The 23179-nt window shown below is 60.8% G+C and carries 24 protein-coding genes, 5 tRNA genes and 1 pseudogene; 4 read left to right on the top strand and 26 right to left on the bottom strand.

Annotation, left to right across the window (positions count from 1 at the left end; genetic code table 11):
- Nucleotides 1–100 precede the first annotated feature (100 nt).
- Genes IU367_RS19125 through IU367_RS19080 form a run of 10 tightly spaced genes read right to left on the bottom strand, consistent with a single transcriptional unit; the run spans nucleotide 101 to nucleotide 5468 of the window.
- Nucleotides 101–247, bottom strand: coding sequence for a hypothetical protein (locus IU367_RS19125; RefSeq protein ID WP_274452808.1), 147 nt, complete (start codon nucleotides 245–247; stop codon nucleotides 101–103).
- A 25-nt stretch (nucleotides 248–272) separates the two neighbouring features.
- Complete coding sequence (locus IU367_RS19120; protein ID WP_103259281.1) at nucleotides 273–524, bottom strand: hypothetical protein; 252 nt, start codon at nucleotides 522–524, stop codon at nucleotides 273–275.
- Nucleotides 514–762 carry a hypothetical protein gene (locus IU367_RS19115; RefSeq protein ID WP_265432843.1) on the bottom strand — a complete coding sequence of 83 codons (249 nt, stop codon included), beginning with the start codon at nucleotides 760–762 and terminating at the stop codon, nucleotides 514–516. Before IU367_RS19115 ends, IU367_RS19120 begins: the two co-directional genes overlap by 11 nt.
- Nucleotides 763–770: 8 nt before the next feature.
- Nucleotides 771–1379, bottom strand: a complete 609-nt coding sequence (locus tag IU367_RS19110) for a DUF3164 family protein (RefSeq protein ID WP_274452807.1) — start codon at nucleotides 1377–1379, stop codon at nucleotides 771–773.
- A 15-nt stretch (nucleotides 1380–1394) separates the two neighbouring features.
- Nucleotides 1395–1718, bottom strand: a complete 324-nt coding sequence (locus IU367_RS19105; RefSeq protein WP_274452805.1) for a hypothetical protein — start codon at nucleotides 1716–1718, stop codon at nucleotides 1395–1397.
- Entirely contained in the window at nucleotides 1715–1936 is a 222-nt protein-coding gene (locus tag IU367_RS19100; RefSeq protein WP_274452803.1) for a hypothetical protein, read from the bottom strand. The genes IU367_RS19105 and IU367_RS19100 overlap by 4 nt, the downstream gene beginning before the upstream one ends.
- Nucleotides 1933–2166, bottom strand: a complete 234-nt coding sequence (locus IU367_RS19095) for a hypothetical protein (RefSeq protein WP_274452801.1) — start codon at nucleotides 2164–2166, stop codon at nucleotides 1933–1935. Before IU367_RS19095 ends, IU367_RS19100 begins: the two co-directional genes overlap by 4 nt.
- A complete protein-coding gene (locus tag IU367_RS19090; protein ID WP_274452800.1) occupies nucleotides 2166–3104 on the bottom strand; it encodes an AAA family ATPase in 939 nt (312 codons plus the stop codon). The genes IU367_RS19095 and IU367_RS19090 overlap by 1 nt, the downstream gene beginning before the upstream one ends.
- A gap of 55 nt (nucleotides 3105–3159) precedes the next feature.
- Nucleotides 3160–5181 carry a transposase domain-containing protein gene (locus tag IU367_RS19085; RefSeq protein WP_274452799.1) on the bottom strand — a complete coding sequence of 674 codons (2022 nt, stop codon included), beginning with the start codon at nucleotides 5179–5181 and terminating at the stop codon, nucleotides 3160–3162.
- 11 nt (nucleotides 5182–5192) lie between these two features.
- Complete coding sequence (locus IU367_RS19080; protein ID WP_187593171.1) at nucleotides 5193–5468, bottom strand: helix-turn-helix domain-containing protein; 276 nt, start codon at nucleotides 5466–5468, stop codon at nucleotides 5193–5195.
- A gap of 173 nt (nucleotides 5469–5641) precedes the next feature.
- Between IU367_RS19080 and IU367_RS19075 the strand changes: the two genes are divergently transcribed.
- A complete protein-coding gene (locus IU367_RS19075) occupies nucleotides 5642–6496 on the top strand; it encodes a helix-turn-helix domain-containing protein (RefSeq protein ID WP_274452796.1) in 855 nt (284 codons plus the stop codon).
- Between the two features lie 238 nt (nucleotides 6497–6734).
- Here IU367_RS19075 and IU367_RS19070 read toward each other — a convergent pair.
- The 7 genes and pseudogenes from IU367_RS19070 to nhaC form a co-directional block, all read right to left on the bottom strand.
- Nucleotides 6735–7898: pseudogene (locus IU367_RS19070) on the bottom strand (gamma-aminobutyraldehyde dehydrogenase); the annotation flags it as partial.
- Nucleotides 7899–7926: 28 nt separating this feature from the next.
- On the bottom strand, nucleotides 7927–8760 hold the full coding sequence (locus IU367_RS19065) for an ABC transporter permease (protein WP_216640184.1): 834 nt from the start codon (nucleotides 8758–8760) through the stop codon (nucleotides 7927–7929).
- A 92-nt stretch (nucleotides 8761–8852) separates the two neighbouring features.
- Entirely contained in the window at nucleotides 8853–9821 is a 969-nt protein-coding gene (locus IU367_RS19060) for an ABC transporter permease (protein ID WP_103472131.1), read from the bottom strand.
- Nucleotides 9818–10831 carry an ABC transporter ATP-binding protein gene (locus IU367_RS19055; protein WP_274452791.1) on the bottom strand — a complete coding sequence of 338 codons (1014 nt, stop codon included), beginning with the start codon at nucleotides 10829–10831 and terminating at the stop codon, nucleotides 9818–9820. Before IU367_RS19055 ends, IU367_RS19060 begins: the two co-directional genes overlap by 4 nt.
- A 190-nt stretch (nucleotides 10832–11021) precedes the next feature.
- Complete coding sequence (locus IU367_RS19050; protein ID WP_274452789.1) at nucleotides 11022–12167, bottom strand: ABC transporter substrate-binding protein; 1146 nt, start codon at nucleotides 12165–12167, stop codon at nucleotides 11022–11024.
- Nucleotides 12168–12367: 200 nt separating this feature from the next.
- Nucleotides 12368–13291 carry a LysR family transcriptional regulator gene (locus tag IU367_RS19045; RefSeq protein ID WP_043137224.1) on the bottom strand — a complete coding sequence of 308 codons (924 nt, stop codon included), beginning with the start codon at nucleotides 13289–13291 and terminating at the stop codon, nucleotides 12368–12370.
- A gap of 105 nt (nucleotides 13292–13396) precedes the next feature.
- The gene (nhaC, locus tag IU367_RS19040; RefSeq protein WP_274452787.1) at nucleotides 13397–14806 is read right to left on the bottom strand and encodes a Na+/H+ antiporter NhaC; all 1410 of its coding nucleotides are present in this window, start codon (nucleotides 14804–14806) and stop codon (nucleotides 13397–13399) included.
- A gap of 302 nt (nucleotides 14807–15108) precedes the next feature.
- Here nhaC and IU367_RS19035 point away from each other — a divergent pair, with 302 nt between their 5' ends.
- Complete coding sequence (locus IU367_RS19035) at nucleotides 15109–15315, top strand: hypothetical protein (RefSeq protein ID WP_021141290.1); 207 nt, start codon at nucleotides 15109–15111, stop codon at nucleotides 15313–15315.
- Between the two features lie 3 nt (nucleotides 15316–15318).
- Here the strand turns inward: IU367_RS19035 and IU367_RS19030 are convergent, their stop codons facing one another.
- The 9 genes from IU367_RS19030 to rsmC all read right to left on the bottom strand — a co-directional run bounded on the left by IU367_RS19030 (nucleotide 15319) and on the right by rsmC (nucleotide 20291).
- Nucleotides 15319–15585, bottom strand: a complete 267-nt coding sequence (locus IU367_RS19030; RefSeq protein WP_274452784.1) for a late competence development ComFB family protein — start codon at nucleotides 15583–15585, stop codon at nucleotides 15319–15321.
- A 109-nt stretch (nucleotides 15586–15694) separates the two neighbouring features.
- Nucleotides 15695–15780 (bottom strand) — tRNA-Leu (locus IU367_RS19025).
- 71 nt (nucleotides 15781–15851) lie between these two features.
- Nucleotides 15852–15937 (bottom strand) — tRNA-Leu (locus IU367_RS19020).
- 44 nt (nucleotides 15938–15981) lie between these two features.
- A tRNA-Leu gene (locus tag IU367_RS19015) sits at nucleotides 15982–16067 on the bottom strand.
- A 44-nt stretch (nucleotides 16068–16111) separates the two neighbouring features.
- Nucleotides 16112–16197 (bottom strand) — tRNA-Leu (locus tag IU367_RS19010).
- A gap of 56 nt (nucleotides 16198–16253) precedes the next feature.
- Nucleotides 16254–16339: transfer RNA gene (locus IU367_RS19005), tRNA-Leu, on the bottom strand.
- 116 nt (nucleotides 16340–16455) lie between these two features.
- Nucleotides 16456–17916, bottom strand: coding sequence for a glycogen synthase GlgA (gene glgA / locus IU367_RS19000; RefSeq protein ID WP_274452782.1), 1461 nt, complete (start codon nucleotides 17914–17916; stop codon nucleotides 16456–16458).
- Nucleotides 17906–19165: a glucose-1-phosphate adenylyltransferase gene (gene glgC / locus IU367_RS18995; protein ID WP_274454401.1), complete on the bottom strand. Its 1260-nt coding sequence runs from the start codon at nucleotides 19163–19165 to the stop codon at nucleotides 17906–17908. Before glgC ends, glgA begins: the two co-directional genes overlap by 11 nt.
- Before the next feature lie 97 nt (nucleotides 19166–19262).
- Entirely contained in the window at nucleotides 19263–20291 is a 1029-nt protein-coding gene (gene rsmC / locus IU367_RS18990) for a 16S rRNA (guanine(1207)-N(2))-methyltransferase RsmC (protein WP_274452780.1), read from the bottom strand.
- Nucleotides 20292–20570: 279 nt separating this feature from the next.
- Between rsmC and dapA the strand changes: the two genes are divergently transcribed.
- Together dapA and IU367_RS18980 are read left to right on the top strand one after the other, a co-directional pair.
- Nucleotides 20571–21443 (top strand): 4-hydroxy-tetrahydrodipicolinate synthase, encoded by an 873-nt coding sequence (gene dapA, locus IU367_RS18985; RefSeq protein ID WP_043554405.1) that lies wholly within the window; start codon nucleotides 20571–20573, stop codon nucleotides 21441–21443.
- Nucleotides 21444–21537: 94 nt separating this feature from the next.
- Nucleotides 21538–23178 carry a GGDEF domain-containing protein gene (locus IU367_RS18980; protein WP_241325563.1) on the top strand — a complete coding sequence of 547 codons (1641 nt, stop codon included), beginning with the start codon at nucleotides 21538–21540 and terminating at the stop codon, nucleotides 23176–23178.
- Nucleotide 23179: the final 1 nt, after the last annotated feature.

Genomic DNA, 23179 nt, shown 5'->3' with positions numbered 1-23179 from the left:
CTCCACCTGCTTCGCGGCAATCCAGCCATGCAGCGACGCGGACTGATCACGCTTGGTCGCCTTGGCGGCGCGGGAGATTCAATGCGTTCTTGGCCGCTTTTCAGGCTGCCTTCCACAGATCCTGGGCGGCGATATAGCGGCCCTCGCGCTCCAGTTCGGCGGCGCGGGTGGCCAGTGCCAGGTAGCCGTTCGGCTTATTTGCGATTTGGTGGGCGATCTCGTCGCCCTTCAAAGCCGGATTACTCATGGTGTTGCTCCTGTTTAAATGCGGTTCAGTGCTTGTCGTAAACGGTGACGATTGAGCCGTTCTTCAAGATGAAGTAGGCATGGTCACATTCGAGGATCCGGCGCGGGCTCCATCCCGCCTCGCGCTGCCGGATCCGCCGCAGCTGGCGTTTGCTTGGGCGCCACGCCCGTGACAGGGCGCCCAGCATCTCCAGTTCGCTGCGGCCGGTACGTTGCACCCAACGCTGGAAGGCGTGGCGGGTGACGTACAGCGGGCCATAACGGGTTTCAAACTCCATCGTCTATCCCGACAAGCCCAAGGCCTTCGGTCATGATGGCCAGCTCTGCTTCGGTGACGGGCCACTCGGTCGGGTTATAGGGCGGGTTATCGAGCAGCCCGCACATCCAGCCCAGGGCGTCGCGTACACCTTGCTCATAGGTGCCATCTTCAAACTCGGTGCCCTGGTCTTCACTCTGGTCTGCCAGCAGTTGGGCCAGCGCCAACTGCTTGATCACTTCGGGGGTCAGGTTCTTCATGGCGGGCCTCACAGCTTCGACCAGTCGATGACGATTGCCTTGTAGGCCCCGGTACCGGTCTTCTCATAGAACCGGATGTACTCGGCCTTGCCGACCACGGTGATGGCGTCGGCGATGGCCTGCATGGCTGATTTCCATTCAGCATCCTGAATGTCGAGCTTGCGCAGGGAGAGCACCTGATTGACGTCCACGTGGCCGCCCTTGTTGACGCGGAAGGCGTGATCCACCAGGGCGCGGATCTCGCTGCTGCTGCCCTCGCTCCAGCGGCCGATGCAGGCGTCGATCAGGGTTTTGGCGGTCTGCAGGCGCTCGTCGAACTTGCGGTGTTCGCCGATGGCCCGCACCACCTGGAAGCGGCCATCAAAACTGGTCAGGGTGACGTTTCCCTTGGTGCCGCCGTACTGCACGCCGTACTCGGCGGCCGACAGATCCATGAAGGCTTCGATCTCCTGGGCGATGCTGGCCTTGCGGGCCAGCAGGCGCAGCTTCTCTTCGTGCGCCTCGTTGCACAGGCGGGTCACCAGGTCATCGCGCAGCAGGTCGAGCGGGGCGATCAGAGACTCCGGTACGAAGTGCCCCAGGGCGTTCTTGCGCAGGTTGTTGGGTTGGGTGGTCATTGCTGTGTTCTCCTGTTAAGCCGGGAAGCCGGCGGCGCGGTGGTGCAGGTACTCGACCGCGGTCATGTTGCCGGTCAGTTCGAAGTCGTCTTGCGGCAGGTCTTCATGCCAGTGGACGATGCAGTCGCCGAGGCGGGCGGCATAGGCGCGGCGACGCAGCCCATTGACCTGCTCCCTCAGCTCGATGGCGTCCTTTTTCAGCGCATCGGTGGGGTAAGCGATCTCGATCATGGGGCGGACTTGGGCAGCCTTGACGGCCAGCACCTGGCAGCCACTCTTGCGCAGGGTGGCGATGACGCGCTGGGCGATGACGCCGATGCTGTTGGTGCGAATGTTCATGCGTTCTCTCCTTGTGAATCACGGTCAAGCGGCGCCCAGGTGAGGTGCAGCCAGTTTTCTTCATAGCTCTGTGTCAGTCCCTGATCGCACTGGATCACCACCTCGCCATCACTGCGGCTCACCTCGTGGCCCTTGCGGCCGCTCGGCAGGTGGACATGGGTCCAGTTCTGGTCGGTGGTGACGCCGTAGAAGGTCGTCTGTTGGGGGTTGGCGTTCATCGAACACCTCCAATTTCTTCAGCAAATGCCTCGACAAGCGATTGGCTGCACAGCACCAGTGGCAAGACATCCATGGCCTTACTACCAACTGACTCAACCATCACCATCCCGTCTCGATAGAGGGTGTAGTGCTCGCTACCTGTGGCGTTATATACACGGGCAATCGGCAGCCCTGATTCAGGGAATTTGCGGCCAAGCCAGCACAGGAATTTGAACCAGATGGAATTCATCACTCCCCCTCCAGCTTGTTGAAGGTGTGCAGCAGGATCTGCTCGGTCAGCGGTTCACCGCCCGAGTACATCACCGCGAGTTTCAGATTCTTGCTGACCAGGCGCAGGGCCCCCGGGCGTTCGCTGATGCGCAGCAGCAGATCCAGCTCGGCCGCACCGGTGATGTTCCAGGCGCTGGCAAAGGCGAGCACATCGGCCTTCTTGGCCTTGGTCAGGGCGCGTTTCATGGCGATGCGGGAGAACAGGCGGGCAAAGTCCTCGCTGCGCGGGCCGCCGGTCAGCTGGGTGTAAACCCGGCTGTTGCCGACCAGCACCAGGCCCACTTCGACCTCCTCGGCCAGGATGCGCAGCTCTTCCAGGGTGGGGCGGTCTACGTGGTCCGCTTCGTCCACCACGATCAAGCCCTTGGTGTTGCGCAGTCGACGGCGCAGGGCGCGGGCCAGGGGGCCACGCAGACGCGGGGCGTTGTCCATGCCCAGCTCCATGGCCAGCTCGTAGAGGCATTCGGTCATGGTGGCGCGGCTCGGACTGGTGGTGATCACCCAGACGTTGTTGTTGTTGCGCTGGAACTCGCGCAGGGCGGTGGTCTTGCCCACGCCAGAGATGCCGTGAATGATGACGATGCTCTGGGTGGTCAGCGCATAGCCCATGTCGGCCATGATCTGCTTGGCGGTCTCGGTCATCACAAAGCCGGGATCGCGGGGGGCATCGGCCCGCTGGTCGCGGGCGGTCAGCCAGTTGGCCAGCTTCTGCACCATCGCGGTCGGGTCCGCCTTGTAGTTGCCATTGAGCAGCTGGTTGACGGTCGAGCCGGAGACGCCGATCTCTTTGGCGATCTGCGCCTGGGTGACGGTGCTCTGCTCCAGCAGGGCTTTGACGCGGGCGATCACGTCGCTGCCGGTGTTGCTGTTCTGGTCTAAAGTGACTACGTTTGACATGTAAATCTCCTTTCAGGCGGCCCCACAGGCCGCTTTTTTCTTGGGTAAACGCCGGTTAAATCCGGCTTTTCTTCAACGTGGCCAGGGCCAGCTCGTTGGCTGCGATATAGCGAGCCTCGTAGTCGACGACTGGGGCGGGTTCTGTCTTGGGTTGGCTGGCCGCCAGGGGCGCTGGCTGCACCGCCAGGGCGGCATTGCCGAGCGCCACCGGGCGCACCATCTCCACCACCTTGGTTTCGGGGGCGGGTTCATCGCTGATGCTGGGCAGCAGGGCGGCGGCTTCGAGGGCAGACATCCCTTGCTGGGCCAGTGCGGCGGCCTTGTTGGCCTTGACGAACTGGGTGCGCTTGCGCTTGTGCTCGCGGGCCTGCTGGGTGTCACCAAAGGCGACTTTGTCCTGGCACTCCGCTTCGCAGATGGTCTGGCCATGCAGGGTGGTGACGATCACCGCCTCGTGCAGGCGCTGGGGGTCGAACTTGGCCACCACTTTCTGCCCGGCGTACTGGGCCAGATCGGGGTGGTAATAGCGGTTGTTGCGACTGGCGATGGCGCCGCCGGCTTCGAGCCTGATGGTGCCGTGCTGGCTGACGCGGGTGGCCTCGGCCTGCAGCATCATCATCATCAGTTGCTCGCGGCTGGCCTTGCGCACGGTGGCCTGGGCATAGCTCTGGGCAAAGGCCTGGTCAAAGCTCATGACGCCCCGGCAGGCTTCTGTCTGGCGGCCCAGCTTGGCGTTGTACATCGCTACACCCTCGGCAACCATGCGCAGAAAGTCCTCTGCATTAGCCACCCGTTCACCATAATTATCCGGCTTGGCCATGGGATTGGGGCCGGTGTAGCAACCATCCAAACCGGGGGCGATATCGATGTATTGCTCCAAACCACCCTTGCCGAAAGCACGCTCGATCGGCTTGGCCTGACCGTGCCCCTTACCCAGCAGCACGCTGGACCAGTGCAGCTTGATGCCCAGCTGAGGGATAAGGCCGAGCGGATCGTCTGGCTTGACCTTGAAGCGGTAGCGGTTCGGCACGCCCCCGGTCATCCATTTGTTGGCGGCGGCGCGGGTGTTATCGATGGTGATCTCGCGCGGGATGCCGTATTGGCTGCAGACGTCCATCAGGGACAGGCGGATGCTGTCGGTGTTCTCGCTGATGTCGGTGCGCCAGCCCACGATCTTGCGGCTGTAGATGTCTTGCCAGAACCAGGTCTTGGGGCGGATCACTTCGCCGTTGAACCAGCGCACGAAGACGTTGTGCAGGTAGCCGTCGCCGTTGATCCACTCCATGGCATCCAACCCTTCGATAGTGCGCTCCTGCGGCGGGTAGAGCTGCATCAGCGCGTGCTCGCCCTGGCGCAACATCACCTGCTGGGGCTTGGGCACTTCCAGCTCCAGGCGGCGCATCAGGCTGCTCAGGCTGGGCACGGCCCAGGCTTGATCGCGGGCGGCCAGCTTCAACCGCTCATAACAGACCGAGGCGTTAGGCTGCTCGCGGCGCAGGTAGTCGGCCTTGAAGAACTCCCAGGCTTGATCGCTGACGGGGGCCAGACGGGCGGCGCGGCTTTCGGTGGCTGCTTGCTGCTGCTTGGGCACCAGCACGGCCAGCCAGTCGCAGTCATCGAATCCCTTCACTGCGGCGCAGTAGCGGCGCAGGGTCGGCAGGGCGATGGCGAACTCGGCAGAGATATGCTGGTAGGCCTCCATCAGGGTGCTGCCGTTCGCCACCAGGGCATGCACGGATTGCACCGCTTTCAGGCGGTCTTTGGCCTTGGCGTGGGCCTTGTCGTTGGCCTTGCTCCAGTTGGCCCACAGCTGCTCTTTGCAGTAGCGCGGCGCCTGGGGCTTGGGCAGATCCAGCGTCATGCCACCGACCTTGACCTTGCCGGATTTGCGCAGCAGGGCGGCTTGGACAACCGGCGGCAAGATGCTGATGTGGTATTCGGTGGCTTTGCTCCCTTCGCGCTGGCGGGCTTTCTCAGGATCGGATGAAGCCAGATCCTTCATGATGTTTCTGATTTGGCGGTCTGTTGTTGGCATGCCTGCTGTGCCTGCCAACTCAGATGAGGTGAACCACTCCATCGCGATGCTCCTCAACTGGCCTGTTGCAGGTTTTGATAACGGCTAGGCCAGATGTCTTTTGGTTCAAGACCAAGAGCACCAGAGATGATTTTTTCCCCTTTCGGCCATGGCAAGCGGAATGCGTTTGCCAGTGTGCTGGCCGCTAGTCCGTTGGCACGGCTCAGCGCAGAGATGGTCATCCCCTTTTTCTTGAGAGCGGCGACGACATCAGCACGATGCCAGTCAACATTTCCGCTCCCCTCCGGTGTCTTTTTCTGCGAGACTATTTCGCTAACTTGGTAACTCATCTTTGTAACTCCATCTGGTTACTCGTCTTATTAACCAGACTATAAAGACGAAACGGACGTGAGATCAAGCGAATCGGAAATTTATTTTTCCGTTGTTTCCGATTCGACTTTTCAGAATCACTCCTCAATACGCATACAAAGCCAATACAAACAATTGGTTACGGGATTCGGAAATGAGTGAACATGAATCGGAAGTGATTTCCGATTCCCAGGGTGGGAATCGGAAATTGTGGGTCACTGCAAAAGAGGTGGCCGGGCTGGAAGGAATGCCGACGACAGACCGCCGCACCAGGGACATCCTGGACGAGTGGGCGAAAGGAAAGGAGGGGGCCCGGCGCAAGCGTTCTGGCACCAAGGCATTCGAGTATCACATCTCAGTGCTACCCAAGGCGGTGAGCGATCAGTTATCGCCGCCGAACCAGGGAGGAGTGGCGACGTGGGTTCCTGGCGCTGGTGCAGCGTTAAGTGCCCCTATTGCCACAGTGGCTGGCGGGCCGATGGCGGCTGCGGGTGGTTTTCCATTTATTGGTGCCGCTGCAGCAGTGGGATCCGTTGCTGGAGGTCTTGGTAAACTTCTTGGTAGAGATAGTAGTATTGAAGAAGAATCAATAAGTTATAAAACAAGAAGACATGATGATGTCGTTGAACTGCGTTTCTTCATAGAAGAGCCAGAGCTTTTCTTGAATGAGATGGGGGGCACCTTCCCGGTCTCTTCCAAGTGGCTGAAATGGCGTGGGTTCGAGCCAAGCGATTTGGCTTTCTTTGTGCAGAACGGCGACAGCATGGCGCAGCGGATCAAGCACCGCGACACCGTCATCATCAATAGCCGCGACAACCGTCTGGCTGATGGATCCCTCATGGTCGTTGAAGTCGACGGCGCCGCGCTCATTCGCAATGTGCAGAAGATCCCGGGCGGATGGAGCCTGAACTGCGAGAACCCGCGCTATGAGCCAATCACTCTGCCTGTCGATGCCGATGAGGTGTGCAAGGTGATTGGCCGCGTTGTGCGCATCATCAACGAAACGTGATGTCGGTTTAAAGCCTGTTTAAACCCGGCCTCATCAAATCAGCTGTGATCAATTCACTAGCGATTTTTTGCCGCTTTTGGATCCGCTGATCATTTCGTGGATCCGCTCCAACGAAAACGGCCTGCAGAGTTTTGATCGCTCTACAGGCCGCTTTCCTTCTGGTTTCCCGATCCCATCTAATCCCTCAAGATCCCACTTATTCCCTAACCATTCCCAGTGATCAGTTCAATAGGTCCTATACAGACACCACTGGGCCGAATACCTCGCGCCGCACTATCTCATCCTCCTGGCGGGCGCCGACGATCAGGGTCGGCTCGAAGAAGAAACCGTTGCCGGGGCGGATCTTGCCCCCCGCCGTCACCTCCACATGACCGCTGCTCTGGGCCCGCTCGACGAAGCTGGCGACCCGGTTGCGCTGCCTGTCCGAGATGAGCGGCCCCATCTCCACCCCCTCCTCGCGCTGACTACCGACCTTGATGGAGGCCACGGCATCCGTCATGGCGGCGACAAACTTGTCGTAGATCTTGCCCTGGGCATAGATGCGGCAGGCGGCGGTGCAGTCCTGGCCGGCGTTGTAGAAGCCGAAGGTGCGAATGCCGGCCACCACGGCCTCCAGATCCGCATCGTCGAAGATGATGACAGGCGCCTTGCCTCCCAGCTCAAGGTGGGTGCGCTTCATGGTACGGGCGGCGCTCTGCAGTATCTTCTGGCCGGTGGCGATATCACCGGTCAGGGACACCATGCGCACCAGCGGATGCTCCACCAGCGGTGCCCCCACGCTCTCGCCACGGCCGCAGACGATGTTGATGACGCCGCGGGGGAAGAGCTCGCTGGCGAGCTCGGCCAGGCGCAGGGCGGTGAGCGGAGTCTGCTCTGAGGGCTTGAGCACTACCGTATTGCCGGCGGCGAGCACGGGGGCCATCTTCCAGGCCGCCATCATCAATGGGTAGTTCCAGGGCGCTATGCTGCCCACCACACCTATGGGATCCCGGCGGATCATGCTGGTGTGTCCCTCTATGTACTCCCCCGCCAGCGGCCCCTGCAGGCAGCGAGCCGCGCCGGCGAAGAAGCGGAAACAGTCCACCACAGCCGGCAGCTCGTCATTGAGTACCGCCAGATAGGGCTTGCCGCAGTTGAGGGATTCGAGCGCCGCAAACTCCTCGGCATGACGCTCTATGGCATCGGCGAGGCGCAGCAACAGGTTGCTGCGTTGGGCCGGGGTGGTGCGACTCCACTGGGTGAAGGCGCGCTGGGCGCCGTTCACCGCCCGGCTCACCTGCTCGAACGAGGCTTCGGGCACAGAGGCGAGCAGCTCGCCGGTGGCCGGGTTGAGGATGGGCTCGGCCGGGCCATCTCCGGTAACAAACTGGCCGTCGATCAAGAGTTGGGTTGATAGCTTCATGTTGCATCCTTGCGCACGCGTTGAGTTGTTACTTGCCACTGCCGGCGACATCCTGGCCGTCGCGGGTGAGGTAGTAGGCAAGCAGAATGGGGATAGTGGTGAAGGCCACTATGATGAGGGCCACCACGTTGGTGACGGGTCTATCCCGGGGGCGGATCAGCTCCTGATACATCCAGATGGGCAGCGTGGTCTGCTGGCCCGCGGTGAAGGTGGTGACGATCACCTCGTCAAAGCTCAGCGCAAACGCCAGCATGCCCCCCGCCAGCAGCGCGGTGGCCAGATTGGGCAGGATCACGTAGCGCAGGGTCTGGAAGCCGTCGGCGCCGAGATCCATGGACGCCTCGATCAGCGACTGGTTGGTGCGGCGAAAACGCGCCAGCGCATTGTTGTAGACCACTACCACGCAGAAGGTGGCGTGGCCTATGACTATGGTCCAGAAGCTGAACGGGATCTCCAGCAGGCCGTAGGCGGATCGCAGCGCTATGCCGGTGACTATGCCGGGCAGGGCGATGGGCAGCACCAGCAGCAGCGACACCACCTCCTGGCCGAAGAAGCGGCTGCGGGCTATGGCCCCTGCCGCCAGAGTGCCGAGCACCATGGCCGCCAGGGTGGCCAGTCCCGCCACCTCCAGCGACAGCTGGATGGCGCGCCACACATCGGGTCTGTTCAGGGTCACCTCGAACCACTTCAGGGTCAGGCCGGGGGGCGGAAACTGGTAGCTCTTGCTCTCGCTGGTGAAGGCGTAGAGGAAGATGAACAGGATCGGGATGTGCAGGAACAGCAGCCCACCGATGGCGGCGTACTTGAGCAGACCGGATGGGCGCTGGCCATGGTCCTGATTGATCGAGGGATTAGATCGCATCTAAGGCCCCCAGTCGTTTCGCTGTTGTCAGGTGGATAGCCATAATCAGGCAGGGTACCTGCGTGCTGGTATGGAGGCGTGATATCTGGGCATTAGAGCGCATCGAAGGCTCCTAAACGTTTCGCTATGGTGAGGTAGATGGCGATGATCAGGATGGGGACCAGCGAGAAGGCGGCGGCGAACGGCAGGTTGCCCGCCGTGCCCTGCTGCATGTAGACCACCTGGCCTATATACATGGTCGAGTTGCCAATGATGCCGGGGATGATGTAGTCCCCAAGCGTCAGGGAGAAGGTGAAGATGGATCCCGCCACCACGCCCGGCAATGCCAGCGGCAGTATCAGGGTGCGAAAGGTCTGTGCCGGGGTGGCGCCGAGATCGCTGCTCGCCTCCAGCAGGGAGCGCGGGATCCGCTCCACCGCCGCCTGGATAGGCAGGATCATGAAGGGCAGCCAGACATAGACGAAGACGATGAAGGTGCCGAGCCGCGAGAACGACAGCGAGGGGCCGCCTATCACCGGCAGGGAGAGGATGCCATCCAGCAGCCAGTCCAGTCCCAGACTGTCCGCCAGCCAGCTGATGACCCCCTCCTTGGCCAGGATCAGTTTCCAGGCATAGACCCGCACCAGATAGCTGGACCAGAGCGGCAGCATGATGCCCACGTAGAACAGCGCCCGGGTCTTGCCGCTGGTGTAGCGTGCCATGTAGTAGGCGATGGGGAAGCCGAGCAGCGCACAGGCCAGGGTCACCAGCAGCGACATGCCGACGGTGCGGCCTATGACGTCGAGGTTCTCCGCCCGCAGCAGGGCGACGAAATTTTGCAGTCCGAGCTCGTGGCGTACCTGGCCGCTGAACTCATCCAGCCCGAAGAAGGCGTTGGAGAGCAGCATCAGCAGGGAGCCCACGTAGATGACGCCGAGCCAGATCAGCGGTGGGCCGAGCAGGATCCCCAGCAGCAGGCCGGGTCGACCATAGAGCAGGGTGGAGAGGCGCCGCAATGGCCGCAAGCGTGCAGGTTCTGTGATGTGGCTCATGGCAAGGCTCGCACTGTGGGGGAGGCTCATGGCTGAGCCCCGGACTCGGAGCCATTCAGACGATGAATGGCCTGTTCCGGCCAGCTGAGGCTGACCCGGCTGCCATGGGCCAGACGGGCCTGCCCCTCGTTGGGGTGGTTGACGATAAGCTCGAGCCGCTCACCCAGATCGACCCGGTAGCGTACGAAGGGACCCAGGTATTCCACTTCGCGCACCTCCCCGGACCAGCCGGGGCTGCCGGCCTCGGCGAGCCGGATCCGCTCCGGGCGTACCATCATCTGGCGAGCATCGCCGCACAGACGGTGGGCCTGCTCCCCCTCGAACAGGTTGACGGTGCCGACGAAGCGGGCGACGAAGGGAGTGGCGGGGGCGTCGTAGATGGTATCCGGCGCGGCTATCTGTTCTATCTTGCCCTGATTGAAGATGCAGATGCGGTCGCTCATGGAGAGCGCCTCCTGCTGATCGTGGGTGACGAAGATGAAGGTGATGCCGAGCTGGCGCTGCAAGGCTTTCAGTTCGAGCTGCATCTGCTCGCGCAGCTTGAGATCGAGCGCCCCCAGCGGCTCGTCCAGCAGCAGGATGCGCGGCTGGTTGATCAGCGCCCGGGCGATGGCGATGCGCTGGCGCTGGCCGCCGGAGAGCTGGCCCGGTTTGCGGCTGCCGACGCCGGGCAGGCGTACCAGCTCCAGCATCTCGTCCACCTTGCGGTAACGCTCCGCCTTGGCCACGCCCTTGAGCATCAGGCCGTAGCCGATGTTGTCGCGCACATCCATGTTGGGGAAGAGGGCATAGTCCTGGAATACGGTGTTGAGGTTGCGATCGTAGGGCGGCACCCGGGAGCAGGGCTCACCGAACAGGCGGATCTCCCCCTCGCTCGGGTATTCGAAGCCGGCGATCATCCGCAGGCAGGTGGTCTTGCCGGAACCGCTCGGGCCAAGCAGGGTAAAAAACTCGCCGGAAGGGATCTGGAAGGAGATGTCGTCGACCGCCTTCACCTCGCCATAGTGGCGGCTGACGCGGTCAAATTGTACGGCGTTCATGGAGCGTCCTTGTCTGTGCAGGGATGGGCCGGACTCCTGTCCGGCCCGCTGGGTTGCGCGTAGTCAGCTCAAGCTCAGCGACCACCCAGGATGGCGATATAGTCGGAGACCCAGCGATAGTGCAGAGGACACGCGGGTCTCCTGTTACTGGCGCAGGGGAACCGATGGATGTCGTGCTGATCAATCTGCATCAGCGACCACCCAGGATGGCAATATAGTCGGACACCCAGCGATAGTAGGGCACGCAAGTCCCCTGGCTCTTGCACTGGGAGACGGGGGTACGCCAGAAGTGCACCCGATCGAAGTTGTCGATGCCGTTGGTCTTGCAGCCCTCTTTCCCCAGCAGGGCGTTGCCCTCACAGGCGGCGGGCACCACGGGCACTGAGCCGAACCAGGAGGCGAGATCCCCCTGCAGCTTGTTGTTGAGGGAGTGCTCCAGCCACTGGTAGGCGCAGGTCAGGTTCTTGGCCTCGCTGTGTACCATGCTGGTGTCGGCCCAGCCGGTGACCCCTTCCTTGGGCACAGTGGTGGCGATGGGCTGCTTGTCGGCGATCAGGGTGTTGGCCTGGAATGGCCAGGAGTCGGAGGCCACCACTCCCTCGTTCTTGAAGTCATCGATCTGGACGAAGGCATCGTGCCAGTAGCGGCCCACCAGCTGGCGCTGCTTGCGCAGCAGCTCGAGGGAGGCCTTGTACTGATCCTCGTTCAGCTCGTAAGGGTCTTTGATGCCGAGTGCCGGCTGGTGGGTCATCAGATAGAGGGCTGCATCTGCGATGTGAATGGGGCCGTCGAAGGCCTGTACCCGTCCCTTGTTGGACTTGCCGTCCGGCAGGGTTTGCTCTTCGAACACCAGGCTCCAGGAGTCAGGGGCCTTGGGGAACACCTTGGTGTTGTACATCAGTATGTTGCCACCCCACTGGTAGGGCACGCCGTAGTGCTTTCCCTCCACCGTGTGCCAGGGAGCACTCTGCAGGCGGGGATCTATCTTGCTGTAGCTCGGGATGAGCGCCAGGTTGAGCGGCTGTACCTTGCCCCCTGCGATGAGGCGCAGGCTGGCATCGCCGGAGGCTGTCACCAGATCGAAGCCCCCCTCGTTCATCAGCGCCACCATTTCGTCCGAGGTCGCCGCCGTCTTGACGCTGACCTTGCAGCCTGTCTCCTTTTCGAAGCCGGTCACCCAGTCGTAGTTCTTGTCGGTCTCGCCACGCTCTATGTAGCCGGCCCAGGCCACGATATTGAGTTGGCCTTCACCCTTGCCGAGTTCGGTGGGGGCAGCCTGGGTCTGGCCTGCCAGCAGGGCGGGGATCAGGGCCAGGGTCAGGGGGGTCAGTTTCATCTTGCTCTCCTTGCATGATCGGAAACCATGGCGATACCGCAATGGCAATTAACATCCTGTTAACCAGTCATGAGCGTAGGAGAAGACGGTGGTAATGAGAATTTCAATTTTTAACGCCAGAGGTATCTGCCAAATCGATATCGAGTGCAGATGAATCTGAATTTCTGTGGCAAATGCGGTCGTCAGGTCTCCGGGAGCGGTTAGCGAGAGACCTGCTGACGGGCCCGCAAGCGGCTCTGATCCCGCACTATGTCGATGAATTCGCGGGCAGTCCAATCCAGCCGCGAGCCGCGCCGCCACACCAGCCCTATGTCGATGGCGGGAATGGGCTCCTTGATGGTGCGGGCCTCGACCCGCTCCTGCTCCAGTGACCAGGGGCGATAGGCAAAGTCCGGCAACAGGGCAACCCCGAGCTGACTGGCTACCAGGCTGCGCACCGCCTCCACCGAGGCGGTACGCAGTACGATGCGCGGCGCTATGCCGTAGCGGCGCAGGCCGCCGCCGATGATCTGGTCCAGCTGATCGGCGGTCAGCGAGATCATGGGCTCTTCGCCGAGTGCCTTGAGGGAGAGGGTCGATTCGGCGCAGAGGGGGTGGTTGGCGGCGAGCCAGACCCGCAGCGGCGAGCGGGTCAGCAGCTCGGTATCGAACGCCTCCTGGCGGATGGTGCGGTTGGTCATCAGGATCCCCACGTCCACCTCGCCGTTGACTATCTGGTGCTCGAGATAGGGCTGTTCATCCTCCTTCACCTCGATGCGCACCGCCGGAAAGGCGCGGCGAAAGCGCCCGAGCGCCTCCGACAGGTAGTAACCGGCCACCAGGGTAGTGACCCCTATGGTGAGCTGCCCCTGATCCTGCTGGGCCACCGCCTTGAGGGACTGGCCTGCCTCCGTCATGGCGCCAAGGATGCGGCGGGCGTGCAGCAGAAACTGGTGGCCCTGGGTGGTGAGGCTGACCCCGCGCGGATTACGTTCGAACAGGGCGGCGCCCAGCTCGGTTTCCAGCTCGCGAATGGCGCTGGTGACCGCCGACTGGGAGATGTGCAGCTCGGCGGCTGCGCGGCTGACCGAGAAGCTGTCGGCCACGGCGACGAAATAGCGGATCTGGCGAAAGGTAAAATTCATCTGGGCATCCTGCCACTCGCGACTGGGGTGTCTGCCAGCTTAACCTCGAATCCCGCTCAAACAAAAGGCGCCGTGATGGCGCCTTTGTCATTGATCTCGCAACGATTAGCGGGAGCTGGCAGCGGCCACCAGCGGAACCCGGTTCACCGCCTTGCCCAGGTAGGCGAGGGTGATGGTCACTATGATGCAAGTGAAGCTGAGCCACATGTAGGGCAGGTAGTCGAGGGTGGCGACCCCGAGCACCCCGGCCATGAAGATACCGTTGTCGCTCCAGGGCACCATGCCGCAGGTGAGGGTGCCGCCGAACTCGGCATTGCGGGAGAGGTTCTTGCGTGCCAGTCCCAGCCGGTCGTAGTTCTTGGCCATGATCTTGGGGGTCAGGATCAGCGACACATACATGGCCGAGCCGAACACGTTGGCCAGGAAGGCGGTGCCTATGGTGTGGCTGGTCAGGCTGCCGACGCTGTTGATGCGCTTCTCGAAGGCGCCGGCAATCACGTCCAGAATACCGACCTTCTCCAGCAGGCCGCCAAAGCCCAGACCGAAGATGATCACGGCCACCGAGCCCAGCATGGACTCCATGCCACCACGACCCAGGATGTTGTCGATGAAGTCGATGCCGGAGATGATGGGGAAGGGGCTGTAGGCTGAGTGCATCGCCTTGACCGGATCCATGTCCTGAAATGCGATGGCCCAGATCAGGCCCAGCAGGGCGCCGAAGCTGATCACCGGGAAGGCGGGTTTGCGGTTGGCCAGCAGGCCCAGCACCAGCACCACGGGGACTATGGCCAGCGGCGTGATGTTGAACTGCTTGTCGAGCGCCTCCATCACCAGATTGACCTGCTCCAGGCTGACATTGCCGGAGTACTGCATGCCGACCAGGGTGAACAGCACGGCCGTGATGACATAGGAGACTAGGCTGATGGGCAGCATCCCCTTGATGTGTTCCACCACATCGACGTTGGACATGGTCGATGCCAGCACCACGGAGTCGGAGAGCGGGGAGAGCTTGTCACCGAAATAGACACCGGAGAGCACGGCGCCGGCCACCAGGGGGGCGGGGACTCCCAGGCTGTGGCCAATGCCCATCATGGCGATGCCGGCGGTGGCGGCAGAGCCCCAGGAGGTACCGGTGGCCAGGGAGGTGAGGGAGCAGATGATCAGGGTCGCCAGCAGGAAGATGGAGGGGTGTATCACCTTGAGACCGAAGTAGATGATGCTGGGCACTATGCCGCCGGCGATCCAGGTGCCGACCAGGGCACCGACGGAGACCAGTATCAGGATGGCCCCCATCCCCTTGGAGACGCCATCGACGGCGGCCTGCTCCAGGGACTTGTAATCATGGCCGAGCTTGATGCCAAGCCCCATGATGACGAACCAGGCGATGAACAGCGCCAACTGGATTGGCAGGTCGAGCACGCTGGTAAACGAGAAGGCCAGGGCCAGGAAAATGGCCAGGCAGGTAAACACCTGCGACATGCCCGGTAGTCGGATGTGGTTTTGTTGGTTTTGCATAGATACTTCCTAAACTCTTGCTCGCCAAGGTCAGTCCCTCTCGTCCTGTGGATACACGTATCCCGAGGGGCCAACCCAAAAAGAGGCCGCAATCTACCACAAACCAGGGGGGGCAAATCCCAACAGATTTAGCAAAAATGCAGTTTTGATTGAAAAACTTACAAATTAGTTGATCTCATAACCCGTTTTTGAGTGCTCTGTTTGCCCCTATGGGACATTCGACTCTGATAGAAAAGTCCGATTGCATACTCCTAAAATACAAATGATAATCGTTATCAAGTAATGCGGGAGGAGGCATCACCATGATCTGGATTGTGAGAGTCATGTTGTTGGTCGGGCTGCTGGCCGTGCTGGGTTGGGGCCAGGAGAAGGAGTATGGCATCTGGAGTCTTGGCTTTGTGCTGGCCGCCTGGGTCATGCTGGAACCCAGGCTGAGGCCTGCCCTTATCCTGCTGCCGGTGGCCGGGATGACCGGCATAGCGGCTCTGATCTGGCAGCAGCCCTGGTGAGGATCAGGGGATGGGGGCGCTCTGAACCTTCTCCTGTGCCAGCTTGAGCGACTCAATGACGTTTTTCTCCATCTCGGTACGCTTGGCATCGGTCAGGAAGTAGATCATGTCGACGTCGTGACGTATGTAGTGGGAGGGCAGCTGGTTGAGGGTCAGGCAGCAGAGATCGGCCATCTGGTTGGTGTTCAGCGTCAGGTTCAGACCCTGTCTCTCAATCTCCTTGAGCACCAGATGCTCGTAGAAGTTGTGAATGTCGGTATCCAGTATCATATGCGTTCCTTGGCATGACGATGGGCGGTAAGTCGTCAAAAGCATAGTCATAACAAGGAGTAAAAACAAAAAGCCCATCACTTGCGTGATGGGCTTTTTATGTAATGAATGGTGCGAAGAGAGGGACTCGAACCCTCACATCCGTGGGACACTAACACCTGAAGCTAGCGCGTCTACCAATTCCGCCACCTTCGCACACTGATTTTCTCCAGCTGGTTTTTAAATGCGGTTGGAGCGCATTGCTCTGTTTTTACATGTCAGAATCATGGTGCGAAGAGAGGGACTCGAACCCTCACACCCGGGGGGCACTAACACCTGAAGCTAGCGCGTCTACCAATTCCGCCACCTTCGCACATTGTGTTACCAGTTTTGATTTACATGCTGTCTGGAGAAGCATGGTGCGAAGAGAGGGACTCGAACCCTCACATCCGTGGGACACTAACACCTGAAGCTAGCGCGTCTACCAATTCCGCCACCTTCGCACATTGTGTTACCAGTTTTGATTTACATGCTGTCTGGAGAAGCATGGTGCGAAGAGAGGGACTCGAACCCTCACACCCGGGGGGCACTAACACCTGAAGCTAGCGCGTCTACCAATTCCGCCACCTTCGCACATTCGGGTTATCAGTCTGGATTGACATGCTGTCTGATAAAAGCATGTTGCAGTATGGTGCGAAGAGAGGGACTCGAACCCTCACATCCGTGGGACACTAACACCTGAAGCTAGCGCGTCTACCAATTCCGCCACCTTCGCATCACTGCGGTGGGGGATTCTATAGAGTTTTGGAAGAGCGTCAACAGCCAAAGGGGACTTTTTTCGCTGTTGACGTTCAAAGCAGTGCTAAGGGCACAAAACTTCAGCAATTAGCGTCATTGACGCGCCAGGGCGTCCCGATACATCTGCTCATACTGGGTGACCGAGTCCGGCCAGTTGAAGCGGGTGTTCATGGCGTTGCGCTGCACTCTGGCAAACCGTTCGGGATCCTGCAGGTAATAGAGCAGGCTGCGGCGCATGGCATCGAGCAGTATGTTGGCGGTCGGATCGTTGAAGCAGAAGCCGGTGGCGTGCTCAGGATCGGCATCCCAGTCCACTACGGTATCCTTGAGGCCACCGACGGCCCGCACCAGCGGCAAGGTGCCGTAGGCCAGGCTGTACATCTGGTTGAGACCGCAGGGTTCGAACAGGGAGGGCATCAGGAAGAAGTCGGCGCCCGCTTCCACCAGGTGGGCCAGCCGGTCGTCATAGGTGTTGATGAAGGCAAACTTGTCCGGGTACTGCTGGGCCATGGCCTGCAACTGGGCGGCGAGGGAGGGATCCCCCGAGCCCACTATCACCACCTGCACCTTGTGATGCAGGAACTTGTCCAGCACCGGCAGCAACAGGTGCACCCCTTTCTGCTCGGTCAGCCGGCACACCATGCCGTAGATGGGCAGATCCGCCACCGGCAGGCCGGTTTCCTGTTGCAGCGTCTGTTTGCAGATCCGCTTGCCGGCGAGGTTGTCGACGTCATAGGTGGCGGGCAGGAAGTCGTCGAAGGCCGGATCCCAGTCCTGATAGTCGCAGCCATTGAGAATGCCGCGTAGGTCGGCTGCCCGCTGCTGGAAGATGCTGGCCATGCCGTGGGCGCCCAGGTGAGTCAGCAGCTCGCTGGCGTAGTTGGGACTGACCGCGTTGATCTTGTCGGCATAGAGCACCCCGCACTTGAGCAGGTTGATGTGACCGTAGTCGTAGCTGATGCGCTGTTCATACTCGGCAATCTCGGGCATGGCCCAGAACTGCTCCCGACCGAACACCCCCTGGAAGGCCGCGTTGTGAATGCTGATCACGCTGCGGGTGTGCTGGAAGAAGGGGTTATGGGCATGACGGGACTTGAGCAGCAGCGGCAGCAGACCGGTATGCCAGTCGTTGCAGTGCACTATGTCGGGGGCAAAGTTGAGCTGTTCGCAAGCATGCAGGGCCGCGGCCGAGAAGAAGGCGAAGCGTTCACCATTGTCGCCATAGGCCTGGTTGTTCTCGGCGTAGAGCTGGGGTCGATCGAAATATTGCGGGCAGTCGAGCAGGTAGACACAGACTCCTTCCAGCTCCATCTGATAGATGCGATAGCCGATATCCGGCAGTCCCGGATGGGTTGGCAACCAGCGCGAGGCGATCAGTCTGGCCTCATCACGGCGTTTGATCGTCTTGTAGAAGGGCAAGATGATCCTGACGTCATGGCCCTTCTGGGCCAGATACAGCGGCAGGGCTCTGGCCACGTCCGCCAGGCCCCCGGTCTTCACAAGCCCCTCAACTTCCGAGGCAACAAACAGGATTTTCAGTAGGTTAATAGCCAACTCTTGCTCCCTTAGGTACCACGACGATACCGCCTTCGGATACGGTAAATCTCTCTCTGTCATGGTCCAGATTTTCACCGATCACGGTGCCGGGTGCAATTTCAACGTTCTTGTCAATGATGGCGCGCCGAATGGAACAGCCTTCGCCAATCTTCACATCCCCGAGCAACACCGACTCGCTGATGTGGCTGCAGGGGCCTATGTTGCAGCGAAAACCCAGGATGGAGCGCTGGATTTGGCTGCCCTGAATGAAGCAGCCGCCGGAGATCAGGGAGTTGGCAATCTTGACCTTGCAGTCATCGGTATCGACGAAGGTGGCTGGCGGCAGGGGCGGATAGTGAGTGTGCAGCGGCCACTTGCGGTTGTAGAGGGAGAAGGGGGCGTCGTCCGCCACCAGATCCATGTGCGCCTGCCAATAGGAGTCGAGGGTGCCCACGTCGCGCCAGTAGACGTTGGGCTTCTCGCCCGGGATCACGTTGGTACTGTAGTCGTAGACATAGACGGGGGCGCGCGGGAACAGGCTGGGGATGATGTCCTTGCCAAAATCGTGGCTGGAGTTCTCCTCGGCGGCATCGCGCTTGAGCTCGCGGTAGAGCGCTTCGGTTTCGAAAATGTAGTTTCCCATCGAGACCAGTGCCTGGGTGGGATCCCCCGGGATGTGCTTAGGATGTTTGGGTTTTTCTTCGAAGCCTATCATGCGCCCTTCCTGATCCACCTCGATCACCCCGAAGGCGCTCGCCTCCTCGATGGGCATGCGCAGGGCGGCGACGGTCAGGGCGGCGGCCTTCTGTTTGTGGAAGGTCACCATCTGGCTCACATCCATCTTGTAGATGTGGTCGGAGCCGAAGATGCAGACGTGCTCGGGGTCGGAGATCTCGATGAAACGCAGGTTCTGGTAGATGGCATCGGCCGTGCCGTCATACCAGCGTTTGCCCATTCGCATCTGGGCAGGAATGGGGTCGATGAAGCGGTCCGTGATGCCGACTATGTTCCAGCCCTTCTTCATGTGCAGATAGAGGGACTGGGACTTGAATTGGGTCAATACGTAGATGCGCAGGAAGTCTGCGTTGACGAAGTTGTTGAGGACGAAGTCGATCAGTCGATAGCTGCCGCCGAACGGGACAGAGGGCTTGCTGCGAGTGGTGGTAAGCGGCTGGAGACGGGTTCCTTCGCCGCCTGCCAGTATCATGGTGAGTATGCCTGCCATCGTATTTCTCTCCCTGAATTTATGATATGAAAAGGTTTTCAGCTCACTGCAAAAAAACACCCCTAAAGGGGTGGTTAAACGATTGACAATTACCTTATCAGATCCCGGATGGGGCCCTCTACTTGTTTTATTACACCGGTTACACTTTGCTCAGATACACCTTGAATTTGCTGTCGCTGTTGACCACTTCGGTCCGTTTGAAGTGCGTATCCAGTATAGGCTGATATCGCAGGAAGGCGTTGGCGACTATGGTCAGACCGCCATTCACCGACAGGTATTCCGGTGCCTTGGCGAGGAAGGTTTCGGTGGCCGCATAGAAGGTCTTGAGCCCGGCGTGGAAGGGAGGGTTCGAGACGATATGTTGAAACTTTTCAGCAATGTCGGAGTAAACGTCAGAGGCATGAACCTTCCCCTGCAAGCCATTGACGGCCAGGGTGCGGCGGCTCGACTCCAGCGCCAGCGCGCTGATATCCACCATGCTGACCGCCAGATCCGGATTACGCTTGGCCAGCATTGACCCTATGACACCGGCGCCGCAACCAAAATCGAGCAGCTTGCCCCGCATCGGCGGCAGGCTGGCCAGCAACATCTGGCTGCCCAGATCCAGCTCATCGGCACTGAATACCCCCGGCAGCGCCAGCACGGTCAGTTCTGTCTCACCCGCCTTGCATTCATACCGGCTGAACCAGGCGTCCAGTTCGAATGGCGCTACCGGTTTGCTCAGCTCACCGTGATAGAGGGAGCAGCGGCGCGCCGAGTCGCGCTTGATGGGCTTGTCGCCGTAAGGGGCCAGCAGTTTGTCGGCGCCATTGATGCCGCCGCGATTCTCACCGGCCAGAAACAGATCGGCGCCTGCCTCCAGCAGGGGGGCCATCATGGCCAGCAGATATTGCGCCTCGGCCTTGGCCTTGGGCATCAGCAGCAGCAGGGCATCGAAACGGGGGGCACCGCCGAGCTGGTGATCGAACTGGATGGCGTCCCCCAGTGCGGCCTGTTGGCTGCGGTAGTAGCAATAGTCCGTGGTGAATACTGTCAGGGATAGGGCCAGCTCGGCCAGCTGGCGGGGATAGTCATCCTCCAGCGTCCCGCAGACAAGTAGCCGCTTGCCGACAAAGAGGGCTTGGTTTCGTTCCAGCATCTGGCTGACGGCACTGACAGGGCTGCTCATCGGGTCTCTCCACACAATTTTGGGCGGCCATTATACATAGCCCCTTTCGCCTTGACATTTATGCCGTGTTCCCGAAATATGCCCAGACACCATTTTTTGACCAGAGATGATGAAATGCGGTTCAACGGGTTGAAACGAAAGCACAAGAAAAGCCTGACATTCGGGCCTGCTAACGTTCGCGCGTAACCTCTCATCCCTGAGAAGATTCAAACCCCGGTTGCGCAGCCCGTACCGGGGTTTTTTTATTGCCATATGCGAGTCAACGGAGAAGGAAATCCCATGTTTCAAGGTTCGATAGTTGCCCTGATCACCCCATTTCGACAGGGCCAGCTGGATGAGGCCGCACTGGCCCGTCTGGTGGAGTGGCACATAGCGCAGGGGACCCACGGCATAGTGCCGGTCGGTACCACGGGTGAGAGCCCGACCCTGACCCACGACGAGCATTGCCGGGTGGTGGAACTGGTGGTCAAGCAGGTGGCGGGACGCATTCCCGTGATTGCCGGCGCCGGCTCCAACAACCCGGTCGAAGCCATCGAATACACCCGCCACGCCGAGCAGGCGGGGGCCGATGCGACCCTGCATGTGGCCGGTTACTACAACCGTCCCAATCAGGAGGGGCTCTACCACCACTTCAAGGCGGTGCACGATGCGACGACCAAGCCCATCATCGTCTACAACATTCCGCCGCGCGCCATCGTGGACGTGCAACCGGCGACTCTGGCCCGCCTGGCCGAGCTGCCGCGCATCGCCGGCGTGAAGGATGCCACCGGCGACCTGGCCCGCCCCTGGACCGAGCGCCAGCTGATCAAGAAGCCGTTTGCCTGGCTCTCCGGCGAAGATGCCACGGCGGTGGCCTACAACATAGGTGGCGGCCAGGGCTGCATCTCGGTGACGGCCAACGTGGCACCCAAGCTGGTGGCCGAGGTGCAGAACCTGACGCTGGCCGGTGAGTGGCAGGCCGCCCGTGAGTTGCAGGACACGCTCATTCCGCTGCATCAGGCCATGTTCGCCGAGCCGAGCCCGGCGGGCGCCAAGTATGCGGTTTCCCTGCTGGGCTTTTGCAGCGAAGAGTGTCGCCTGCCGGTGATGCCGCTGTCCGAGGCGACCCGCGAACGCATCCGCAGTGCGATGCAGGCATTGAATTTGTTATAAAAATTGGGCTCTGGATCGCGCTTTTGACTGCCTAGTCAATTAATGTGCAAGGTTTGCCGATATACTCGCTTGGATACAACCAAGGATGGCAGGCATGCAGGAATGGGATCCAGAGCACTTCACCAGTTTTGAACATCTCTGTGAAGTGACGCTGGCAGCGGTCAGGGAAAAGACAGAAGCCGAACAAATTTACCTCTGGTTGCGGGCTCCCGAGTCCCAACTTTACAGCTTTCAGCTCGATCAGGGGCTGATCTGCCTGAATGCGGACATTGCCGCCCCCCTCAAACTCCCCGTCATCTTCATCGAGCATGCCTTCGACAAGGGCCAGCTGGTGGTGGAGCAGATAGCCCCGACGACCGATGTCTGGGAGACGGTCGAACCCGAAATTCCACGCCTGCGTGCCTGCTTCCCGCTCAAACGCCAGAAGGGGCTCAAGGCCGTGGTCTATCTGGAGACTCGCCGTCGCCTCGATCGCCTCTCCCGACGCCAACAGCAGAGCATCCAGTTGCTGATGCACTACCTGGCCGCCGAGCTGGAGAGCCGGTTGCTCGCCAGCCAGATCGATCAGGAGCGGGATCAGCGCAGGCACACCCAGGCCGATCTCATCCGCAGCCAGGCGCTGCAAGACTCTTTCCTCAGCATGTTGCAGGCGCTGCATCAGGTGGGGGTCAAACTCTCCCGCTGCGACAGCGAGCATCAACTGCTGCACGATGCGGTGGCGCTGGCCCGTCAGGATCTGCAGTTCGACCGCATCGCCATCTTCCTGGTCGACGCCGAGTTCAAGACAATGCACGGCACCTGGGGCACCAACGAGGCGGGTGAACTCATCGACGAGCACCACTTCATCAGCCCCATTCCGGAGCACCCCACAGTGCAGGAGGCTCTGCGCCGCAAGGACTATGTGCTGGTGCTGGAAGATGCGCCGCTCTACTACGAGAAGCAGGAGGTGGGGCGCGGCTGGAATGCCATGGTCTCGCTGTGGGACGGCGCCACACCCATCGGCTGGATCGCCGCCGACAACCTGCTGTGGCGGCGGCCGCTCAAGGCGTACCAGAGCGAGATCTTCAAGCAGTATGCGGCCATGCTCTCCCAGCTGTTGATCCGTCAGCGCACCCAGGCCGCGCTGGAGCGCTTCAACCGGGAGCTGGAGCTGAGGGTCAGCGAGCGCACCATGCAATTGGCGGAGACCAACCGGGCGCTGGAGGCGGCCAACAAGCGACTGTCGCTGCTGTCGCTGGAGGATCCCCTGACCGGCATAGCCAACCGTCGCCACTGGGATCTCACCATGCAGCGGGAGTGGGAGTGGGCCCGTCGTCACCAGGGCCTGCTGGCGGTGCTGATGATCGACGTGGACGAGTTCAAGTCCTACAACGATCACTTCGGCCATGCCAAGGGGGATCTGTGTCTGCAACAGGTGGCCAGTTTGCTGCAGGAGGCGGAGCGGCGACGCACCAACCTGGTGGCCCGCTATGGCGGGGAGGAGTTCGTGATCCTGCTGTGCGGCCCGCAACCCGAAGAGGCCGAGCGGTTGGCGGAGCGGATTCACGAGGGGCTCAGTGAATTAAAGATCCCACATCCGGCTTCCCGAGTTGCTGATTTCATTACGGTTAGCATAGGCTTTAGCTATCTGGTTCCCTCGCTGGATGGAACATGGCAGAGCTTGACCGAACAGGCCGATCAGGCGCTCTATCATGCCAAGTCGCAGGGGAGGGCGTGTACGCTAGCCTATCGGTGAG

Origin of the sequence: Aeromonas bestiarum (genome assembly GCF_028751155.1) — a bacterium.
Lineage (GTDB): Bacteria > Pseudomonadota > Gammaproteobacteria > Enterobacterales > Aeromonadaceae > Aeromonas > Aeromonas bestiarum.
This window is presented reverse-complemented; position numbering and strand designations above follow the sequence as displayed.

Bases quoted from the DNA above. Each gene is read 5' to 3' on its own strand.
- IU367_RS19125 (WP_274452808.1), bottom strand. From the start codon at position 247: ATGAGTAATCCGGCTTTGAAGGGCGACGAGATCGCCCACCAAATCGCA.
- IU367_RS19120 (WP_103259281.1), bottom strand. From the start codon at position 524: ATGGAGTTTGAAACCCGTTATGGCCCGCTGTACGTCACCCGCCACGCC.
- IU367_RS19115 (WP_265432843.1), bottom strand. From the start codon at position 762: ATGAAGAACCTGACCCCCGAAGTGATCAAGCAGTTGGCGCTGGCCCAA.
- IU367_RS19110 (WP_274452807.1), bottom strand. From the start codon at position 1,379: ATGACCACCCAACCCAACAACCTGCGCAAGAACGCCCTGGGGCACTTC.
- IU367_RS19105 (WP_274452805.1), bottom strand. From the start codon at position 1,718: ATGAACATTCGCACCAACAGCATCGGCGTCATCGCCCAGCGCGTCATC.
- IU367_RS19100 (WP_274452803.1), bottom strand. From the start codon at position 1,936: ATGAACGCCAACCCCCAACAGACGACCTTCTACGGCGTCACCACCGAC.
- IU367_RS19095 (WP_274452801.1), bottom strand. From the start codon at position 2,166: ATGAATTCCATCTGGTTCAAATTCCTGTGCTGGCTTGGCCGCAAATTC.
- IU367_RS19090 (WP_274452800.1), bottom strand. From the start codon at position 3,104: ATGTCAAACGTAGTCACTTTAGACCAGAACAGCAACACCGGCAGCGAC.
- IU367_RS19085 (WP_274452799.1), bottom strand. From the start codon at position 5,181: ATGGAGTGGTTCACCTCATCTGAGTTGGCAGGCACAGCAGGCATGCCA.
- IU367_RS19080 (WP_187593171.1), bottom strand. From the start codon at position 5,468: ATGAGTTACCAAGTTAGCGAAATAGTCTCGCAGAAAAAGACACCGGAG.
- IU367_RS19075 (WP_274452796.1), top strand. From the start codon at position 5,642: ATGAGTGAACATGAATCGGAAGTGATTTCCGATTCCCAGGGTGGGAAT.
- IU367_RS19065 (WP_216640184.1), bottom strand. From the start codon at position 8,760: ATGCGATCTAATCCCTCGATCAATCAGGACCATGGCCAGCGCCCATCC.
- IU367_RS19060 (WP_103472131.1), bottom strand. From the start codon at position 9,821: ATGAGCCTCCCCCACAGTGCGAGCCTTGCCATGAGCCACATCACAGAA.
- IU367_RS19055 (WP_274452791.1), bottom strand. From the start codon at position 10,831: ATGAACGCCGTACAATTTGACCGCGTCAGCCGCCACTATGGCGAGGTG.
- IU367_RS19050 (WP_274452789.1), bottom strand. From the start codon at position 12,167: ATGAAACTGACCCCCCTGACCCTGGCCCTGATCCCCGCCCTGCTGGCA.
- IU367_RS19045 (WP_043137224.1), bottom strand. From the start codon at position 13,291: ATGAATTTTACCTTTCGCCAGATCCGCTATTTCGTCGCCGTGGCCGAC.
- nhaC (WP_274452787.1), bottom strand. From the start codon at position 14,806: ATGCAAAACCAACAAAACCACATCCGACTACCGGGCATGTCGCAGGTG.
- IU367_RS19035 (WP_021141290.1), top strand. From the start codon at position 15,109: ATGATCTGGATTGTGAGAGTCATGTTGTTGGTCGGGCTGCTGGCCGTG.
- IU367_RS19030 (WP_274452784.1), bottom strand. From the start codon at position 15,585: ATGATACTGGATACCGACATTCACAACTTCTACGAGCATCTGGTGCTC.
- rsmC (WP_274452780.1), bottom strand. From the start codon at position 20,291: ATGAGCAGCCCTGTCAGTGCCGTCAGCCAGATGCTGGAACGAAACCAA.
- dapA (WP_043554405.1), top strand. From the start codon at position 20,571: ATGTTTCAAGGTTCGATAGTTGCCCTGATCACCCCATTTCGACAGGGC.
- IU367_RS18980 (WP_241325563.1), top strand. From the start codon at position 21,538: ATGCAGGAATGGGATCCAGAGCACTTCACCAGTTTTGAACATCTCTGT.